Origin of the sequence: Hymenobacter sp. YC55 (genome assembly GCF_029433095.1) — a bacterium.
GTDB lineage: Bacteria > Bacteroidota > Bacteroidia > Cytophagales > Hymenobacteraceae > Hymenobacter.
Window position 1 is genome coordinate 1 of record NZ_JARNTX010000001.1, and the last position, 14,091, is coordinate 14,091.

General features: G+C 51.4%; 8 protein-coding genes and 1 rRNA gene. 4 read left to right on the forward strand and 5 right to left on the reverse strand.

The genetic code is table 11. The annotated features are described in order from the left end of the window. Positions 1–10 precede the first annotated feature (10 nt). A 5S ribosomal RNA gene (gene rrf / locus P1X16_RS00005) occupies positions 11–122 on the forward strand. A 160-nt stretch (positions 123–282) separates the two neighbouring features. Here the strand turns inward: rrf and P1X16_RS00010 are convergent. The 5 genes from P1X16_RS00010 to P1X16_RS00030 all read right to left on the reverse strand — a co-directional run bounded on the left by P1X16_RS00010 (position 283) and on the right by P1X16_RS00030 (position 8,331). Further along, on the reverse strand, positions 283–1,569 hold the full coding sequence (locus P1X16_RS00010) for a pitrilysin family protein (RefSeq protein ID WP_277225116.1): 1,287 nt from the start codon (positions 1,567–1,569) through the stop codon (positions 283–285). Positions 1,570–1,578: 9 nt separating this feature from the next. After that, positions 1,579–2,790, reverse strand: coding sequence for a type IX secretion system outer membrane channel protein PorV (porV, locus tag P1X16_RS00015; RefSeq protein ID WP_277225119.1), 1,212 nt, complete (start codon positions 2,788–2,790; stop codon positions 1,579–1,581). Positions 2,791–2,834: 44 nt separating this feature from the next. Next, on the reverse strand, positions 2,835–6,800 hold the full coding sequence (porU, locus tag P1X16_RS00020) for a type IX secretion system sortase PorU (protein WP_277225123.1): 3,966 nt from the start codon (positions 6,798–6,800) through the stop codon (positions 2,835–2,837). A 95-nt stretch (positions 6,801–6,895) separates the two neighbouring features. Beyond that, complete coding sequence (locus tag P1X16_RS00025; protein WP_277225127.1) at positions 6,896–7,585, reverse strand: CDP-alcohol phosphatidyltransferase family protein; 690 nt, start codon at positions 7,583–7,585, stop codon at positions 6,896–6,898. 110 nt (positions 7,586–7,695) lie between these two features. Beyond that, the gene (locus tag P1X16_RS00030; RefSeq protein WP_277225130.1) at positions 7,696–8,331 is read right to left on the reverse strand and encodes an MBL fold metallo-hydrolase; all 636 of its coding nucleotides are present in this window, start codon (positions 8,329–8,331) and stop codon (positions 7,696–7,698) included. A 252-nt stretch (positions 8,332–8,583) separates the two neighbouring features. On the opposite strand from P1X16_RS00030, the gene P1X16_RS00035 reads away from it, so the two are divergent. From P1X16_RS00035 to P1X16_RS00045, 3 genes are all read left to right on the forward strand, one after another. Next, a complete protein-coding gene (locus P1X16_RS00035) occupies positions 8,584–9,681 on the forward strand; it encodes an FAD-binding oxidoreductase (RefSeq protein WP_277225133.1) in 1,098 nt (365 codons plus the stop codon). A 58-nt stretch (positions 9,682–9,739) separates the two neighbouring features. Beyond that, a complete protein-coding gene (locus P1X16_RS00040) occupies positions 9,740–13,063 on the forward strand; it encodes a hypothetical protein (RefSeq protein WP_277225137.1) in 3,324 nt (1,107 codons plus the stop codon). A 253-nt stretch (positions 13,064–13,316) separates the two neighbouring features. Continuing rightward, entirely contained in the window at positions 13,317–13,958 is a 642-nt protein-coding gene (locus P1X16_RS00045) for a heme exporter protein CcmB (RefSeq protein WP_277229417.1), read from the forward strand. Positions 13,959–14,091: the final 133 nt, after the last annotated feature.

Sequence of the window (14,091 nt, forward strand, 5' to 3'; positions counted from 1 at the left end):
GTACACCAGCAATGGTGGCTTTAGCCCGGGTGTTCACCTCTTCCCATTCCGAACAGAGTCGTTAAGCCCCGGAGCGCCTATGGTACTGCCTTCATCGGTGGGAGAGTCGGTCGCCGCCAACCTTACTATAACCTGTTCGCCCCTCCGGTTCTGTGCTGTTGAGGGGCGAACCTGTTTTAAGGCAGTAGCAGCTAAGTAGATACACATAAAAAAGGCGGTGGGTCCAGAGAGCCACCGCCTTTTATGATATAAACCTCACGCGTGTGTGTACTAGGAGTAGGACTAGGCCGAGGCGGTAGGCCCGACGATGACTTCGACCAGGTCCTCGGGGCGCAGATACGCTTGGGCCAGGGTTTGTAGCTGGGACGAGCCAACCTCGTTGACTTCTTGTATAAAAGTCGAGTAGTAATTGGACGGCAGGTTTAGAAATATAATTGCTTTGTATTTGTCGCATTGTTCAAATACAGTACTTAGTTCATTAGCGAACTTGCCGGTTACATAGTTCTTGACTGTTTGTAGCTCATCGTCAGGAATCAGTTCATTTTGTAGCCGGCGAAGCTCGTAGTGAATTTCACTTACAGCATCATAAGCGCTTTCGCCATTTACGTCGGTGCCGATAGTAAGTGAACAAGCGTGTTCACGAGGATTTACGGTGGAATAGATACCGTAGGTAAATCCTTTGTCCTCACGGATATTCTTCATTAGGCGAGAGCCAAAATATCCTCCTAGAACTTTGATAAGCACTTGAAGCTTATGAGTATCGGGGTGAGTAAGAGATGGCCAAAGCCGGCCTATACGCAAAGAAGCTTGGAGGCTATCAGCAATAACCTTCTCTTCATATGAAGCGGCCTCCGATAACGTAACATTAGGGGAATATGCATCTGAAGAAGGGAAGTTGCTTGCTTGGCCTAAATAGCTCTTGATGCTTTGCTCATCGGCTTGGCTTACATCACCGCACAAGAAAATCTCAGCCTCTGAAAAATTATAGGCCGTTCGGTAATAATCTTGAACCGCAGCTTGAGAAATAGTAGCGAAAACGGACTCGTCGAAGGTCTTTCCGTATGGATAAGCAGGTCCATACAAGTTGCGGGAGAAAAGCTCAGATGCCAGATAGCTGTTTTTCTGCCGTTCAACTCTGATGTTTTGGATGGTCCTAGTCTTAAGTAGCTCTAATTCCTGTGGTGGGAAGGTGGCTACCGTTAAAACGTCTTGGACGAGAGGTAGAAGACGTTCAAGGTGACGTGTAAGGCAATAGAGAGTTAAAGTGGCACGGTCGAAACCTTGCTCGCAGTCGAGGGATGCACCGTAGAAAGCGACTTCATCGGCTATTTGGCGGGCCGTGCGAGTACGAGTGCCTTCAAGCAACATTCGAGCAGTGAGCAACGACAAACCAGAGACTGGTTCGTACCATTTGCCAGCCTTGAAGACTACTTGTAAGCGTACTACAGGTTGCGCATCATTGCGCAGCACATGCAAGCGGGCTCCATTAGGGAGCGAAAACACGTCAGCCGCGGGCAGCGTTACGCTGGCCAGCGGCTGAACGGGAGGAGCGACTTGGCGGTCGAGCATCAGAAGGTATTAATTTGTAGGCGTCTCGGTACCGGTGCCGAATGCCTGATCTGAATTGTTGAAATTGAAGTGGAGTGAAACCCGAATGGTTTGTGCTAATGGATTTTGTCTGGAGTTGGGTACTAGATAAGCTCCATCAACTCCGAATACCTGATACCGAACTCCTAAACCAAAGCTGAGGTAGTTACGGTCGCCTTTCACTGGGTTCTCATAGAAGTACCCTACGCGTGCCATAAGCAGATCGTTGTAGACGTACTCCACACCGGTTGAAATATTTATTTCACGTAGCTCTTCGCGGAATCCGCCGGGAGCATCACTGAAGGAGCCAAACACGCCAGCAGTCGGACTCTTAGCGCGGCGTTTTTCGTTTTCAGCGTCGATGCGTTCTTTTGCAGCCTGTAACTGAACTGGATCAGTGGGCAAAGGTTCCTCGTAATAAGGAGAAGGAACTAAGAGTTTAGCAAAGTCAGCAGTGAGTGTAATCTTGTTGTAGGCATCCAGCTCGCGCGTAATAGCAGCGCCTAACTTAAGGGTAGTAGGCAGGAAGTCTGCTTGTTGAGGATTGCTGTAGGTAATCTTGTTGCCAAAATTAGTTATTGCAGCGCCCAGCCCGAGATTATAGTCTGAGGGACCAATAGAAAGGTCTTTGTTGTAGTAAAGCCCTAGGTCAACAGCGGCAGCGTTGCCAGGCTTGGAATCTGAACCAACCTGAGTGAGATTGGAGCGGATGTAGCGTGCCGCTACCCCTACACCTAAATTTTCAGAGAGTCTTTGTCCGTAGGCAACTGTAAATGCATATTCTTTAGGGTTGCCAAAGCCTGTTGGATTATTACCAGCGTCACGAAACTCAATCTCGCCCAAGTCGAAATACATGAGCGAAGCCGAGATAGCAGAACGCTCATTGACTTTGGCATAGCCTGATAAGAAGGCCAAGCCCATGTCGTCGGTGACAGTTTTTAGCCACGGGGTATAGGAAGTGGAAACACTGTACTTATTAGGAGCAAAACCAAGCTTGCCAGCATTATAAAAAGCTGAGTTGGCATCAGGCGAAATGGCTACACCCGCTTCGCCAAGTGCCGCTGAGCGTGAGTCGGGGCTTATGGAGAGAATAGGAACAGCTGTAGTGATGGTATTAGGGGAGGATTGAGCAACTCCTAACAATGGAAAACCTAATAATCCGGTGAAGAGCGTAGAACGCACGGACAGCTTCGAAAAAGTCATAAAGACAAAGAAAGATGATGTTGTAGGCGAAGATGCTTATCGAACTAGTTTAAAATTACCAGCTTTTCAAACTTAGAAGTTGTGGACTGATCTTTATTGGAACGTACGCTCACCCGGTAAACGTACACACCACGGGCTAATTGATCGTTATAGTCATCGCGGCCATTCCAAGAAAGGGTATTATCGTTTAGGCTTTGCGGTACGTGGGAGCCGCTGCTCGGAATGGTAGCTTGAAGCGTACGAACTAAACGCCCCGCAACAGTGAAAATCTGCACTTGCACCTCAAGGTCTTCGCCTTGGCGATTGTGGTCGAAATGGAACGTGGTACGGCCTGCAAATGGATTGGGATAGTTTAGCACGTGGCTAAGAGCTAGCTTATCGGTTTGGGCAGCTATGAACTCTATATCACGGATAGACGAATTATTGAACGTGTCCCACGCCTTGACGTGGAGCACGTGGGGACCTGTACTCAAGTCCTTGAACTGATATTGGATATTGCCAGCCTGGAAACTATCGACACTGGCGGTATAGAAGTCGTTGAGGACTGTGAGCTGGGCCGGATTGTTGTCGAGAGTAGCGGTGATTTCATGACCGATACCGGAACCTGCCGTATTGATGCCGCTTTCGTCGAAGAAGCGAGCCAGGAGGGTAGTAGTAGTGGCCGTAATTCCACCGTATACAAAGGCCATGTTATCCATGTGCAGTGTGATTCGTGGCGGAATTGTGTCTTGATTGGCGGACGAAGATGCTCCCCCTATAGGCACAGCACGGTATCCGTGGGCATCTGTTAAGCGGACGGTGTCTTTTGCGTAAAGGCTGATCTTGCCTAACCCAATGTTGTAGTTAATGTCGCGGGGAACTACGAATTGCAGTGAAAAACGACCTGCTTTTACCGTTGCCTGGCCAGAGTAAATAATGTTCTCTTGTATTTGAATAGGCGCTAATTCGTTTGGCATATTGAGGATTTTGTAGTCCTCAACTGTGGTGGTAGTGGGCTTTTCATAAACAACAACCTGAGCAGTACCAGAGAAGTCTGTATCAACGGCTGCTGTGATAGAACTGCCGTTACGCACCGAACCTGAAAGCTGTATTGTTGATAAAGCTTTAAGCGTATCAGTAGATGTAGTGCTGAATGGCTTTCCATTGATGGCATCTAGAGTCATTGCCAGCTTTGGCCGTGCCAACTGCATACATGGGTCACCTAAAAGCACGTAGTTACGGCCCAACACGTTGTTAGCAACGCTAGCTTTAGCATAGCGAATAGCTTCACCAATACGCCTAACAGAAGCGCTTGAAATAGTGAGAACAGAATCAAGAAATACCCCCGCCTGTGCATCCGAAAATACAACTCGAGTGGTAGTATATAATCCAACAGCACCACCTTCGGTATCAGTAAGAGCTTGCTCTCCAGCTGAATCTTTTAAAGGATTATCATAATAGCTAAAGTCACAAGTACCAGTCACTAGAAAGGTGAGCTTATTCTTGTTGAGTAAGCGTAGAACAGTATTATGATTTAAAATCTGTTCTTGGGTCAAACCATCGGGACCACCATGGCCGTTGTAATCAATAATAAGAGATCCTTGCTCAAAGGACTCATCAAAGGCGAGCTCAGCATCAGGCGACCTTTGACCAGAGGCCCCATTGATTTGCTGATACATATCTAGGTAAACTTTGCGGATATTAAAAGCTGGCTGCTGTCTAATAACGTCGGCTAATAACCCCTCTGCCAACCTTATGTGTTGGCCATTGTCTTCATCGTCAGCGACAAAAGTAATTCGGTTACGCCAGTTGCTCATGGCAGTCGTTTTAAAATCATAGTCAATGAGCTTCTGAACTACTCGGCTTGCTTGCGTAGTAATTGATTGGCCACTTGGAATACGCACGGGCAAACGACCTACGCTAATGTCCATCAATTCGACTTGTCCGCCATTTTCAGCCCATTCGCCTTCGTTATCGTCTAATAAAGCGTAGTAATCATCAGAGCAAAAAGTTTGCTGCCCAATCTGCCTGTCACGCCCCCAGATCTGCGAAAATGACTCCCGTGATTCATAAGTGGGTACAAAGTTCTGGGCACTAATACCCGGCGCTTTGTAATTATAGGAGGCATCGCCGAAGAGTAATAAATATTGCTGCTTGCTAGGAGAGGCCCTTCGATCGTATACCATCTTCATCATATCGCGAATAGCAGTAACATCTTGTCCACCTGAACCGAATTCATTATAGACTTGCGTTGTAGTTACTACTTCCACTTTTAGTTTGTCGTGAGTACGGCGGTGTGCTGCTAATCGATCGGCTTCTGATTTGAAGAGTGGATGTGTGACAATAACTAAATCAATAGTAGAATTGAGGGCTGAATGCAAATTTTGATTGGCTACTCGACCAAAATTGCTAGGCTTATCGAAATTACTAGTGGGATTGAAGGCAATGAACTCACGCAAAGAGTCAGTCGGCGCTACAAATGAACCTGTTGTGCTTACTAGATACGATTTGGCCCGGCGTGGATTTGTGACATCCCATACAAAGGCGCCTGTGCCACCTGTTATGTCGAATTGGCTGATACGACCTGGCTGCAAATTGTTGAAGGAGCGAAATTCTAAGGCAGAACCGCTAAGCTGAAGTGATTTTATTGCGTTCACTTCTATATAATCGAGATAACCAGTATCAGACGCATCAGAGCCTGAATAGGTGAGTCCAATACGAAGTGGGGCTACAGAAGAAGTAACGCTAATGGAGTAAGTTTCGACACTAGCATTTGCAAACTCCGGATTCTTGCGAATTTCTTCATTGTTGGGAACGCCAGCAATAAGTTGACTGCCTAGTTGGGTTTCGTTGACGGACAGCCGGAACGATTGTGCATTTAGGGAAGTGCCAGCTAGGGAGGCTGTCACTTGTACTTGGGTACCAGCTATCAGATTGGTGATCTGGCTAAAAGAAAAAGTTTGAGAAGTGCCATTGAGCAGGCCTTCACCTAGCCACTGCCGGCCTGACTTAGCTAGGTTTACTTTCTCCTTCTCGTAAAACTCACGTTCCGCGAACTGCGAAATAGCGGGAGCATTGGCAGGGCCTACGGCAGGAGCAGCCTGCACCCGGCGGCCGGTGCGCGGAGGAGCCGCTACTGTCACGAAGTAGTAAGCTGTATCAGAATAGATGTTTTGGATATGCTGAAAGCGTTGTGTATTAGGCACTCGCTCCCAAGTGTGAGGACCACGGGCGTAAAACAAAAAATACTCATTGTTCTCCAGCGTAGCATTCGTATTGCCAGAGAAGTATATGGCGTTTTCTGCTAGGTCGTCGGGGCGTGGGGTACTGATGGGCTGCGGCAGGAGGCCGGTAGCATTTCCATAAACCTGAAGGCGGCTAGGATCGACGCTGGCTATGTCGTTGCCGAACAGGGTGCGCAGGAAATCGTAGTCCAGTTTGAAGATGCCGCTTTTAGCTACACCTATTTTATACCAGTTGCCAGTGGCAAGCACGGAGGTGTTGGCATGTGTGATTTGCTGGACACGACGGGCCGGGGGAGAGCCCAGAACATAGCTGTACTCGGCTGAAACCAACTTCTCGTACTGGCCGCTCTGTGTGCTGCGGCGCACGGCTGGAATTGTTACGATGCTAATCAACTGCCCTTGCTGGGTGCCTTCGGATACTGCTAGCGTGGTAGCTAGAGGCAGTGAAGCAGCTTTAAATACTGCGGCGTCGGCGGCAGAGAAAGGCTCATACACTGCATTGCGCAGTTCTCCTTCGGTTGCCGGACCCGGTACGTTCAGGACGTAATGGCTAAACAACGACCCTGTGCGGTATTGAGCACCTGCAAACGAAGGTACTTTGCGCAACCTATAGTCTGATCCTGGTACTTCGTTGTACCCTTGCCAGCGCAGTCGAATAGCTACCGACTGGCGACCATTCTGGGCTTGTGCTGCAAGCCCGAACAGCAGGCAGCAACTAATTACTAAAAGAGTAAAGCAGCGCATAAGGGTGTGTTCGATAAGCAGTTGTAATGTGGTGGCTAACAATGGGCACTAAACAAGCTCGACCTTATGAGGGTTCACCGGTAGTTGTTTAGTTTAACTTGTTAGCTATTTAAATATTGTAATGAACCTCACAAATATCAGCCTACCGAGGGGCGCAACATAGACAGAACCACATAGAGCAGCACTACCAGCGGAATAGCTGTGGCTTGCATGCCCAACAGTAGGGCGACGGTCAAGAGCAAAAACACGAACTGTACCCCATTATCCTGCCAACTCAAGTTCTTGAATTTGAGGGCAAACAACGGAATTTCGGCCACCAGCAACCCGGACAGCAGCACCGTTAGGCCAACCAGCACCCAAGGGTTCAGAATAAAGCTGCTGATGTGGAAGGAGTCATGAGCCAAGATGAGCGGGAGGGAGGCTACCACTAGGGTACAGGCCGGGGTAGGGAGCCCAATAAAGGAAGTGGTTTGCCGCGTGTCGTTGTTGAACTTAGCAAGCCGCAGAGCTGAAAATATCGTGACAATAAAGCCTGCGTAAGGCAGCCAGGATGGGGAGGCTACCTTTGGGTCCATCAGCAAATCAAAGAGAAAGGCACCTGGTACTACACCAAACGAAACCATATCCGCCAACGAATCCAAGTCTTTGCCGATGGGTGAGGAAGCGTGTAAGGCGCGTGCTAGCAAACCATCGGCAAAGTCGAAGGCGGCGGCCAAGCCCACGAAGTAGGCAGCCGTTTGGAGGTTGCCAGCAAAGATCTGTGTCAGCGCCAAGCAGCCTGCAAACAAGTTGAGACAGGTAATGGCGTTCGGAAGGTGGTTTTTCAAGGGGCTTGAAGAATTGAGCCTTGGAGTACTGATGAGCTAGGTAGGATCTGTAGTTTGGAAGGAATGAAAAAGCGTAACATTCCGCCCACCACGATTTTCCGAGAGATACGCTAGTTTAAAAAAGGATTGGTCCGGCGCTCCACACCAATGCTGGTAGCCGGGCCGTGACCAGGGTACACCGTTACTTCGTCGGGGAGGGTGAGAAGCTGCGTTTCGATGCTGCGGATGAGCGTGGCATAGTCGCCGCCGGGCAGGTCGGTGCGGCCGATGCTGCTTTTGAATAGCACGTCGCCCCCAATGACGGTTGAAGTAGGAGCGTGATAGAACACCACATGGCCAGGCGCATGGCCCGGAGCAAAGCGCACTTCGAGCGTAGTGTCACCAAATTGAACCGGGACCTCAGGCGTCAGGAAGCCAGTAGGCTCGGCTGATGCATAAGCGGGAAACCCATAACTGGACGCGTAGCTCGACACAGCACGTAGTGTAGCTAAGTCTGCTTCGTGGATCAGGAAAGGAACTTTGTAAGTGTCGAGGACGAACTGGTTGCCGAGCACATGGTCGATGTGGCAGTGGGTATTCAGCAGCAACACAACGTTAAGGTTTTGTGCTTCCACAAAATTGCGGAGGGCTTGCTGCTCGGCCCGGTCATAACAGCCAGGATCTACAATAACGCACTGGCCGGTAGCATCGTGAAGCAGGTAGGTGTTTTCGGAGAAGGCATTGAAGGTGAACCCGGAAACAGTCATGAAGAAAAGAAAAAAGCAAGCCAAATTGGAACCGGGTGGTAAGTTACGAGTCTTATCAGTAGAACGGATTACCATGAGTAGATCAGTTGCGCTACTACCAGCCGGAACTACTTATGAACGTAGCTATACAGTGAAACAATATAGTGGTTTGCTATACTTGTTCGGGGGCCACCCAAGCGGTACAGTAGAGCCCTATACTTGCCTCCTGAAAGTAGCTTGAACTTCCGTTTTACGCTTGTACTTATAACCTCAATGAAGGAATACGATTACCTGATTCTCGGCCATGGTATTGCGGGAGCCACGCTAGCTTGGGAACTGCGGCGGCGGGGCCGTACGGTACTGGTGCTGGATGGCAACCAACCCGATACAGCTTCGAAAGTGGCCGCAGGACTGATAAACCCAGTAGCCGGCAAACGCTTTGCCTTGGCTTGGCGAGCCGACGAGTTACTGCCAGCTGCCAGTGCGTTTTATCGAGAGCTAGAGCAGCACTTCAAGCAGCCATTTTTCTATGAGCTACCTATCTGGAAGTTGTTTTCGTCGGTGGCGGAGCAGAACACGATGGTAGCCCGTAGCGCCGACCTGCCCTGGCAGGATTTCGTGGAAGAGGCCGGTACCCCTCTGCCTCCAACAGCTGGAGTGCGTGATGAATTTGGTGGTCTTCGTATTCGGCGCGGAGGGTACGTGCAACTAAATGACTTGTTGGCCGCTCTTACCCGCGAACAGCTGGCAAACGGCGGGCTCGAATATGAAACTTTCGATTGGGAGCAACTCGTTACCGGGCCAACCGGTATTACGTATGCGGGTCGCGTGCGCGCACGACATTTCGTTTGTTGTGAAGGTGCCGCGGCTGTTGAAAATCCGTACTTTCAGTGGCTGCCCCTCACTCCTAACCAGGGCGAGGTGCTCGATGTAGAATGCCAGGGCCTTTCGCAGGACCAGGTGCTCAACAAGGGAGCTTACGTGGTGCCGCTCGGCAACGGGCAGTTCCGGGTGGGAGCCACTTACCGCTGGCCTCCGTTTGCCGAAGGCACTACGCTAGAAGCTCTAGCGGAACTCAGTGGGCGGTTAGCAGCCACCACTGATTTGCCGTTCGCGGTGCGGGCGCAAAGGGCGGGTGTTAGGCCTGCTGTGCGCGACCGAAAACCGCTGCTAGGCCGGCATCCGGAAGTGCCAGAGTTGAGTATATTTAATGGCTTCGGCTCGAAGGGTGTAATGCTGGCTCCGCGGCTGGCTGCCTTACTAGCCGACCATCTTGAAAATCCGGCCATTGAATTGTGGCCTGAAGTCAATATTAAGCGTTACCAAACGTTGTACAAGGCGGCTTTTCGGGCCGTTCAAATTTCTTCCTGAAGCACAACGGCTCTTCATCCTCCCTGGAGTCGCCCTTTGTTTACCGCAGTCATTGGCTATGAAGCATTTATTCCTTTCTAGGTGGTTCCGAGGGTCGGGCCGCCAACCCGTGGTAGGTGCCACGCTTGTACTACTTACGCTGCTAGCCAACGGTCCGGTCTGGGGCCAATCGGCGCAGGAGGAGTTTGGGCGCGTTCGGATTCAATACAAGAACTTCGAATGGCAGCAACTTAGCACCCAGAACTTCAACGTGTACTACTACGGCGGCGGAGACGTGAGTGCCCGCCGGGCCGCCGAGTACGCCGAGAAAGAGTTGCAGCGCATCACGGCGTTGGTAGGCTACTATCCTTATTCCAAAACCACCATTATGCTCTACAATTCCGTGGGCGACCTGCGGCAGAGCAACATTGGCTTGGATGCGGATAAGTACCAGACGGGCGGCGAAACTGACCTGCTGCGCATGAGCAAGGTGCAGATTGCCTTTTCGGGCCAGCAAACCCAGTTTAAGCGCGACTTGAGCTTCCAGATTACGCGGGTTTTGCTCAACGACATGATGTACGGTGGGTCACTGAAAGAAGTGATTCAAAGCACGTACCTGTTGCAGCTGCCCGATTGGTTTGTGAGCGGTGCGGCAGCCTACGCAGCCGAAGGCTGGAGCGTAGAAATGGACGACTACATGCGCGACATGACTCAAGAATACGAGGGCAACCGTGCAGCGCCCTTCTTCTTGCGCAACCCGCAACTGGCTGGTCAAAGCCTCTGGAACTACATTGCCGAGCGCTACGGCTACACCACCATTCAGAACATCCTGAACCTGACGCGTATCACCCGCGACGTAGAAGTAGGTATTAGCTCTTCGCTGAACGTGCCCTACAAGGTGTTCCAGAAAGACTGGTTGGCGTATTATCGGCAGTTGAATGCGCAGCCGCAGACGCCTTACACCGAAGCAGACGAGAAACTCGCTATTACCAACAATAACCGCAGAAACGTTCTGTACTCGCAGCCGGTGCTGAGCCCGAATGGGCAGCAACTGGCGTACGTGAGCAACGACCGAGGCCGTTATCGGGTGCTGGTTGTGAACCGCAACGGTTCGGGTCGGCGCACCATTCACCGGAGTGGCTACAAAACCCCGGGTCAGCAAGTAGAAACTCGATTGCCCGTGCTTGCTTGGCGCGGCAACAGCCAAGTAGCCGTAGCCGAAATGGCGAAAGGGGAAATGAGCTTGCGTTTGCGTCCGGCTGATGGTGGTGCGTCGGGCCTGCTGTCGAGGATAGGGGAGGCCCTGCCCTTTATTGGGGACAAGGGTTCAGCCATCTTCAGCTCCTATCAGCAGGTGATGGACTTGAATTACTCTCCTGATGGCAAAGCGCTGGTGTTTAGCGGTGTGCAAAATGGACAGGCCGACCTGTACGTACTGCGCGCCGGGAGCCGCCGCCCCGAGAAGCTAACCAACGATGTATTCGACGATGTGCAGCCGGTGTTCTTGCCCGACGGTAGAGGCATTGTGTTTAGCTCCAACCGCTGGCTCGACTCGGCTGGTACTGCCAAGGGTAGCTTTGGTGCCGTAGTAAACAACTACGACCTGTTCATGTACCACCTCGATGGGCGTACGCAGCCTGTCGAGCAACTTGTCAGCACTATCTCCAATGAAAGTCGGCCGCGGGCTGTTTCCAACACCGAAATCGTGTATTTGGGTGAGGAAAGCGGCGTGCGGAGCCTCTACCGCTATTCGCTGACCACGCGTCAGCGCACGGCCGTGAGTAGCTTTCGGTCCAACCTGAAAGACTTCGATTACAACGCCACCTCGGGTACTCTCGGATTTATTTCGGCCAGCCGTGCCCGTGACTTTGTGTATTTGTATCCGAACTATCCGCTGCCAGAGAATCTAACGCTCTCAAAAACGGCTCGTCAGGAAACGCTAGAAGACCGCTCGAAGCCGGCAGCTTCGGCGGCACCGGTTGCGGTGCCAGCTCCCGAGCCGGCAGTACCAGCACCCACTACGGGGGCACCTGTTCAGGATTCTGTTCAGTCGGCACAACAGCCCGCCGCCAACCCGGCCAGCACGGCTAACAAGCCCATCAATACCAGCGACTACCAGTTTGACGAAGACCTGCCAGCTGACCGAGCTAGTTCGCGGCGGACGGCCCGTACAACAACTTCAGCCGCCGCTGCGGCCGCTGCCCAACTTGCCGCCACTCCCGACGCTAGCGCCTTGGCTCCGCAGGGTCCTTACCGCTACGATACCCGTTTCAGCATCGACAATGTGGTTTCTTCGCTGGCGGTTGACCCGCTGCTAGGCTTCGGGCTGGTAGGGCAGGCTACTATGTCGGACTTGTTTGAGAACCACCGGATTCGGGCGGGCATTTTTGCCTTGACAGATTTGCGCACCAGCAAAATCTTCGCTGAATACACCAATCTCGAGCACCGCTTCGATTGGAGCATCCGCTACGACAAGCAGGCTTTCTTCTTCGATAATATTGCCGCCTACCCCGGCCGGGTGCGCTACGGCCGCCACGAAATTTCGCCAACTATTGCGTACCCACTCACCAATAGCTTGAGTGTACGGGTCGGGCCGCGCTTCGTGAACGTGTCGAGAAACGTGTATGACGTCTTGACTGAAGAGCAGGACGTGAACCGCAACTACCTTGGCTACAACGGAGAACTGGTATTTGACAACTCTGTTACGACGGGCGTAAACATGCTGGAGGGCACCCGCATGAAAATGGGCTTCCTCCAACTGAACGCACTTAACTCGGTGAAGGACTTCGGCAAAATCTACGTCGACCTGCGCCACTACCAAAAGGTGCACCGTCAGATCATCTGGGCCAACCGCGTTAGCTATGGTCAGTACCTTGGCCACTCACCGCAGACTTTCCGCCTCGGTGGCATGGACAACTGGCTCAACAATGACTTTGAAGGCAATCAAACGCTGACCAATAGCCCAGACCCAGCTGAGATATTCTACCAACAGTTTGCTACCAATCTGCGGGGCTTCAATTACAGCAAACGGACCGGCCCACGTTATTTGCTGTTTAACACTGAGTTACGGGTGCCTATTATCCAGTATCTCTCACGGAACCCAATCTACTCGGGCTTCTTCCGTAATCTGCAACTCACGGCCTTTACCGATGCGGGCACAGCTTACTCGGGTAGCAACCCGTTCAACGAAAACAACTCGTACAATACTGTACCGGTTGTGCCCCCGGGTAACCCCTTCTCGGCTACGGTCACTAACTTCCGGAACCCCTTCCTAATTGGATACGGTTTTGGTATTCGGTCTACGCTGTTGGGGTTCTATGGCAAAGCAGATATTGCTTGGGGACAGGAAGACTACGAGCAGAAAGACCCAAAACTGTACTTCACGCTTGGGTATGACTTCTAACATAGGGTCGTAGCTAAAGGACATTATCAAAAACCACTCAGAGAGCCTGAGTGGTTTTTTTGTGTGGTTTATCCTCTCTATTCCAAAGCAGAGTGCCAATACACAAGCCCAAAGCCATTCTACCTTTACCAATAAGAGCGGTACACCAGCTTAATAGCGCCAACCCCTGCTAATCCGGGAGTTGGGTTGTATCTTTGCGGTCCTGTTCACCAGCCGTCTTGCCGTGTTACTCGTTCGTGAGATTTGGTACTTGATGCTCAAAGACTTCCGCTTGGAATGGCGGCAGCGTGCGGCACTGAACGGCATGCTGCTTTATGTAGGCAGCACTGTGTTTGTGTGTTTTCTGAGCTTCTCGCTCAAGGGCGGCTTGCCGCCTGCCCCGGCCTGGAATGCACTGTTCTGGATAATTCTGCTTTTCTCGGCCGTGAATGCCGTAGCCAAGGGTTTTCTGCAAGAAAGCCGGGGCCGTATGCTTTACTATTACACGCTGGTACCGCCACAGGCCGTGATTTTGGCCAAAATAGCCTACAACGCTCTGCTGTTGCTTGGCTTGGCGCTAGTTGGTCTTGCATTGTACGTGCTGGTGCTCGGTAACCCGGTGCAGAATACCGCGCTTTTTGTGGGCAATGTCGCACTAGGCGCCCTGGGTTTTGCTTCTACGCTCACGCTGGTATCGGGCATTGCGGCTAAGGCGGCCAATAGCAACACCCTGATGGTGGTACTCGGCTTCCCGCTCATGATTCCGATGCTGCTGCTCCTTATCAAGGTTTCTAAAAATGCGTTGGATGGCCTTGAGTTTGAAGCCAGCCAAAGCTCCTTGCTGACCCTGGTAGCGCTGAACCTCATTGTAGGAGCGGTGTCGTATTTGCTGTTTCCTTTTTTGTGGCGGAGCTGATGCAGGAACCTAAATAAGTTGATAAATGAGCCGCATAATTTCAGAAAATCAGCACAAACCTGCGAGATACATTGTTCTCCTTTCGCCCCATTAGAACACGAGTTAGACGCTTGTTTATCTAGCTCACTTCTTA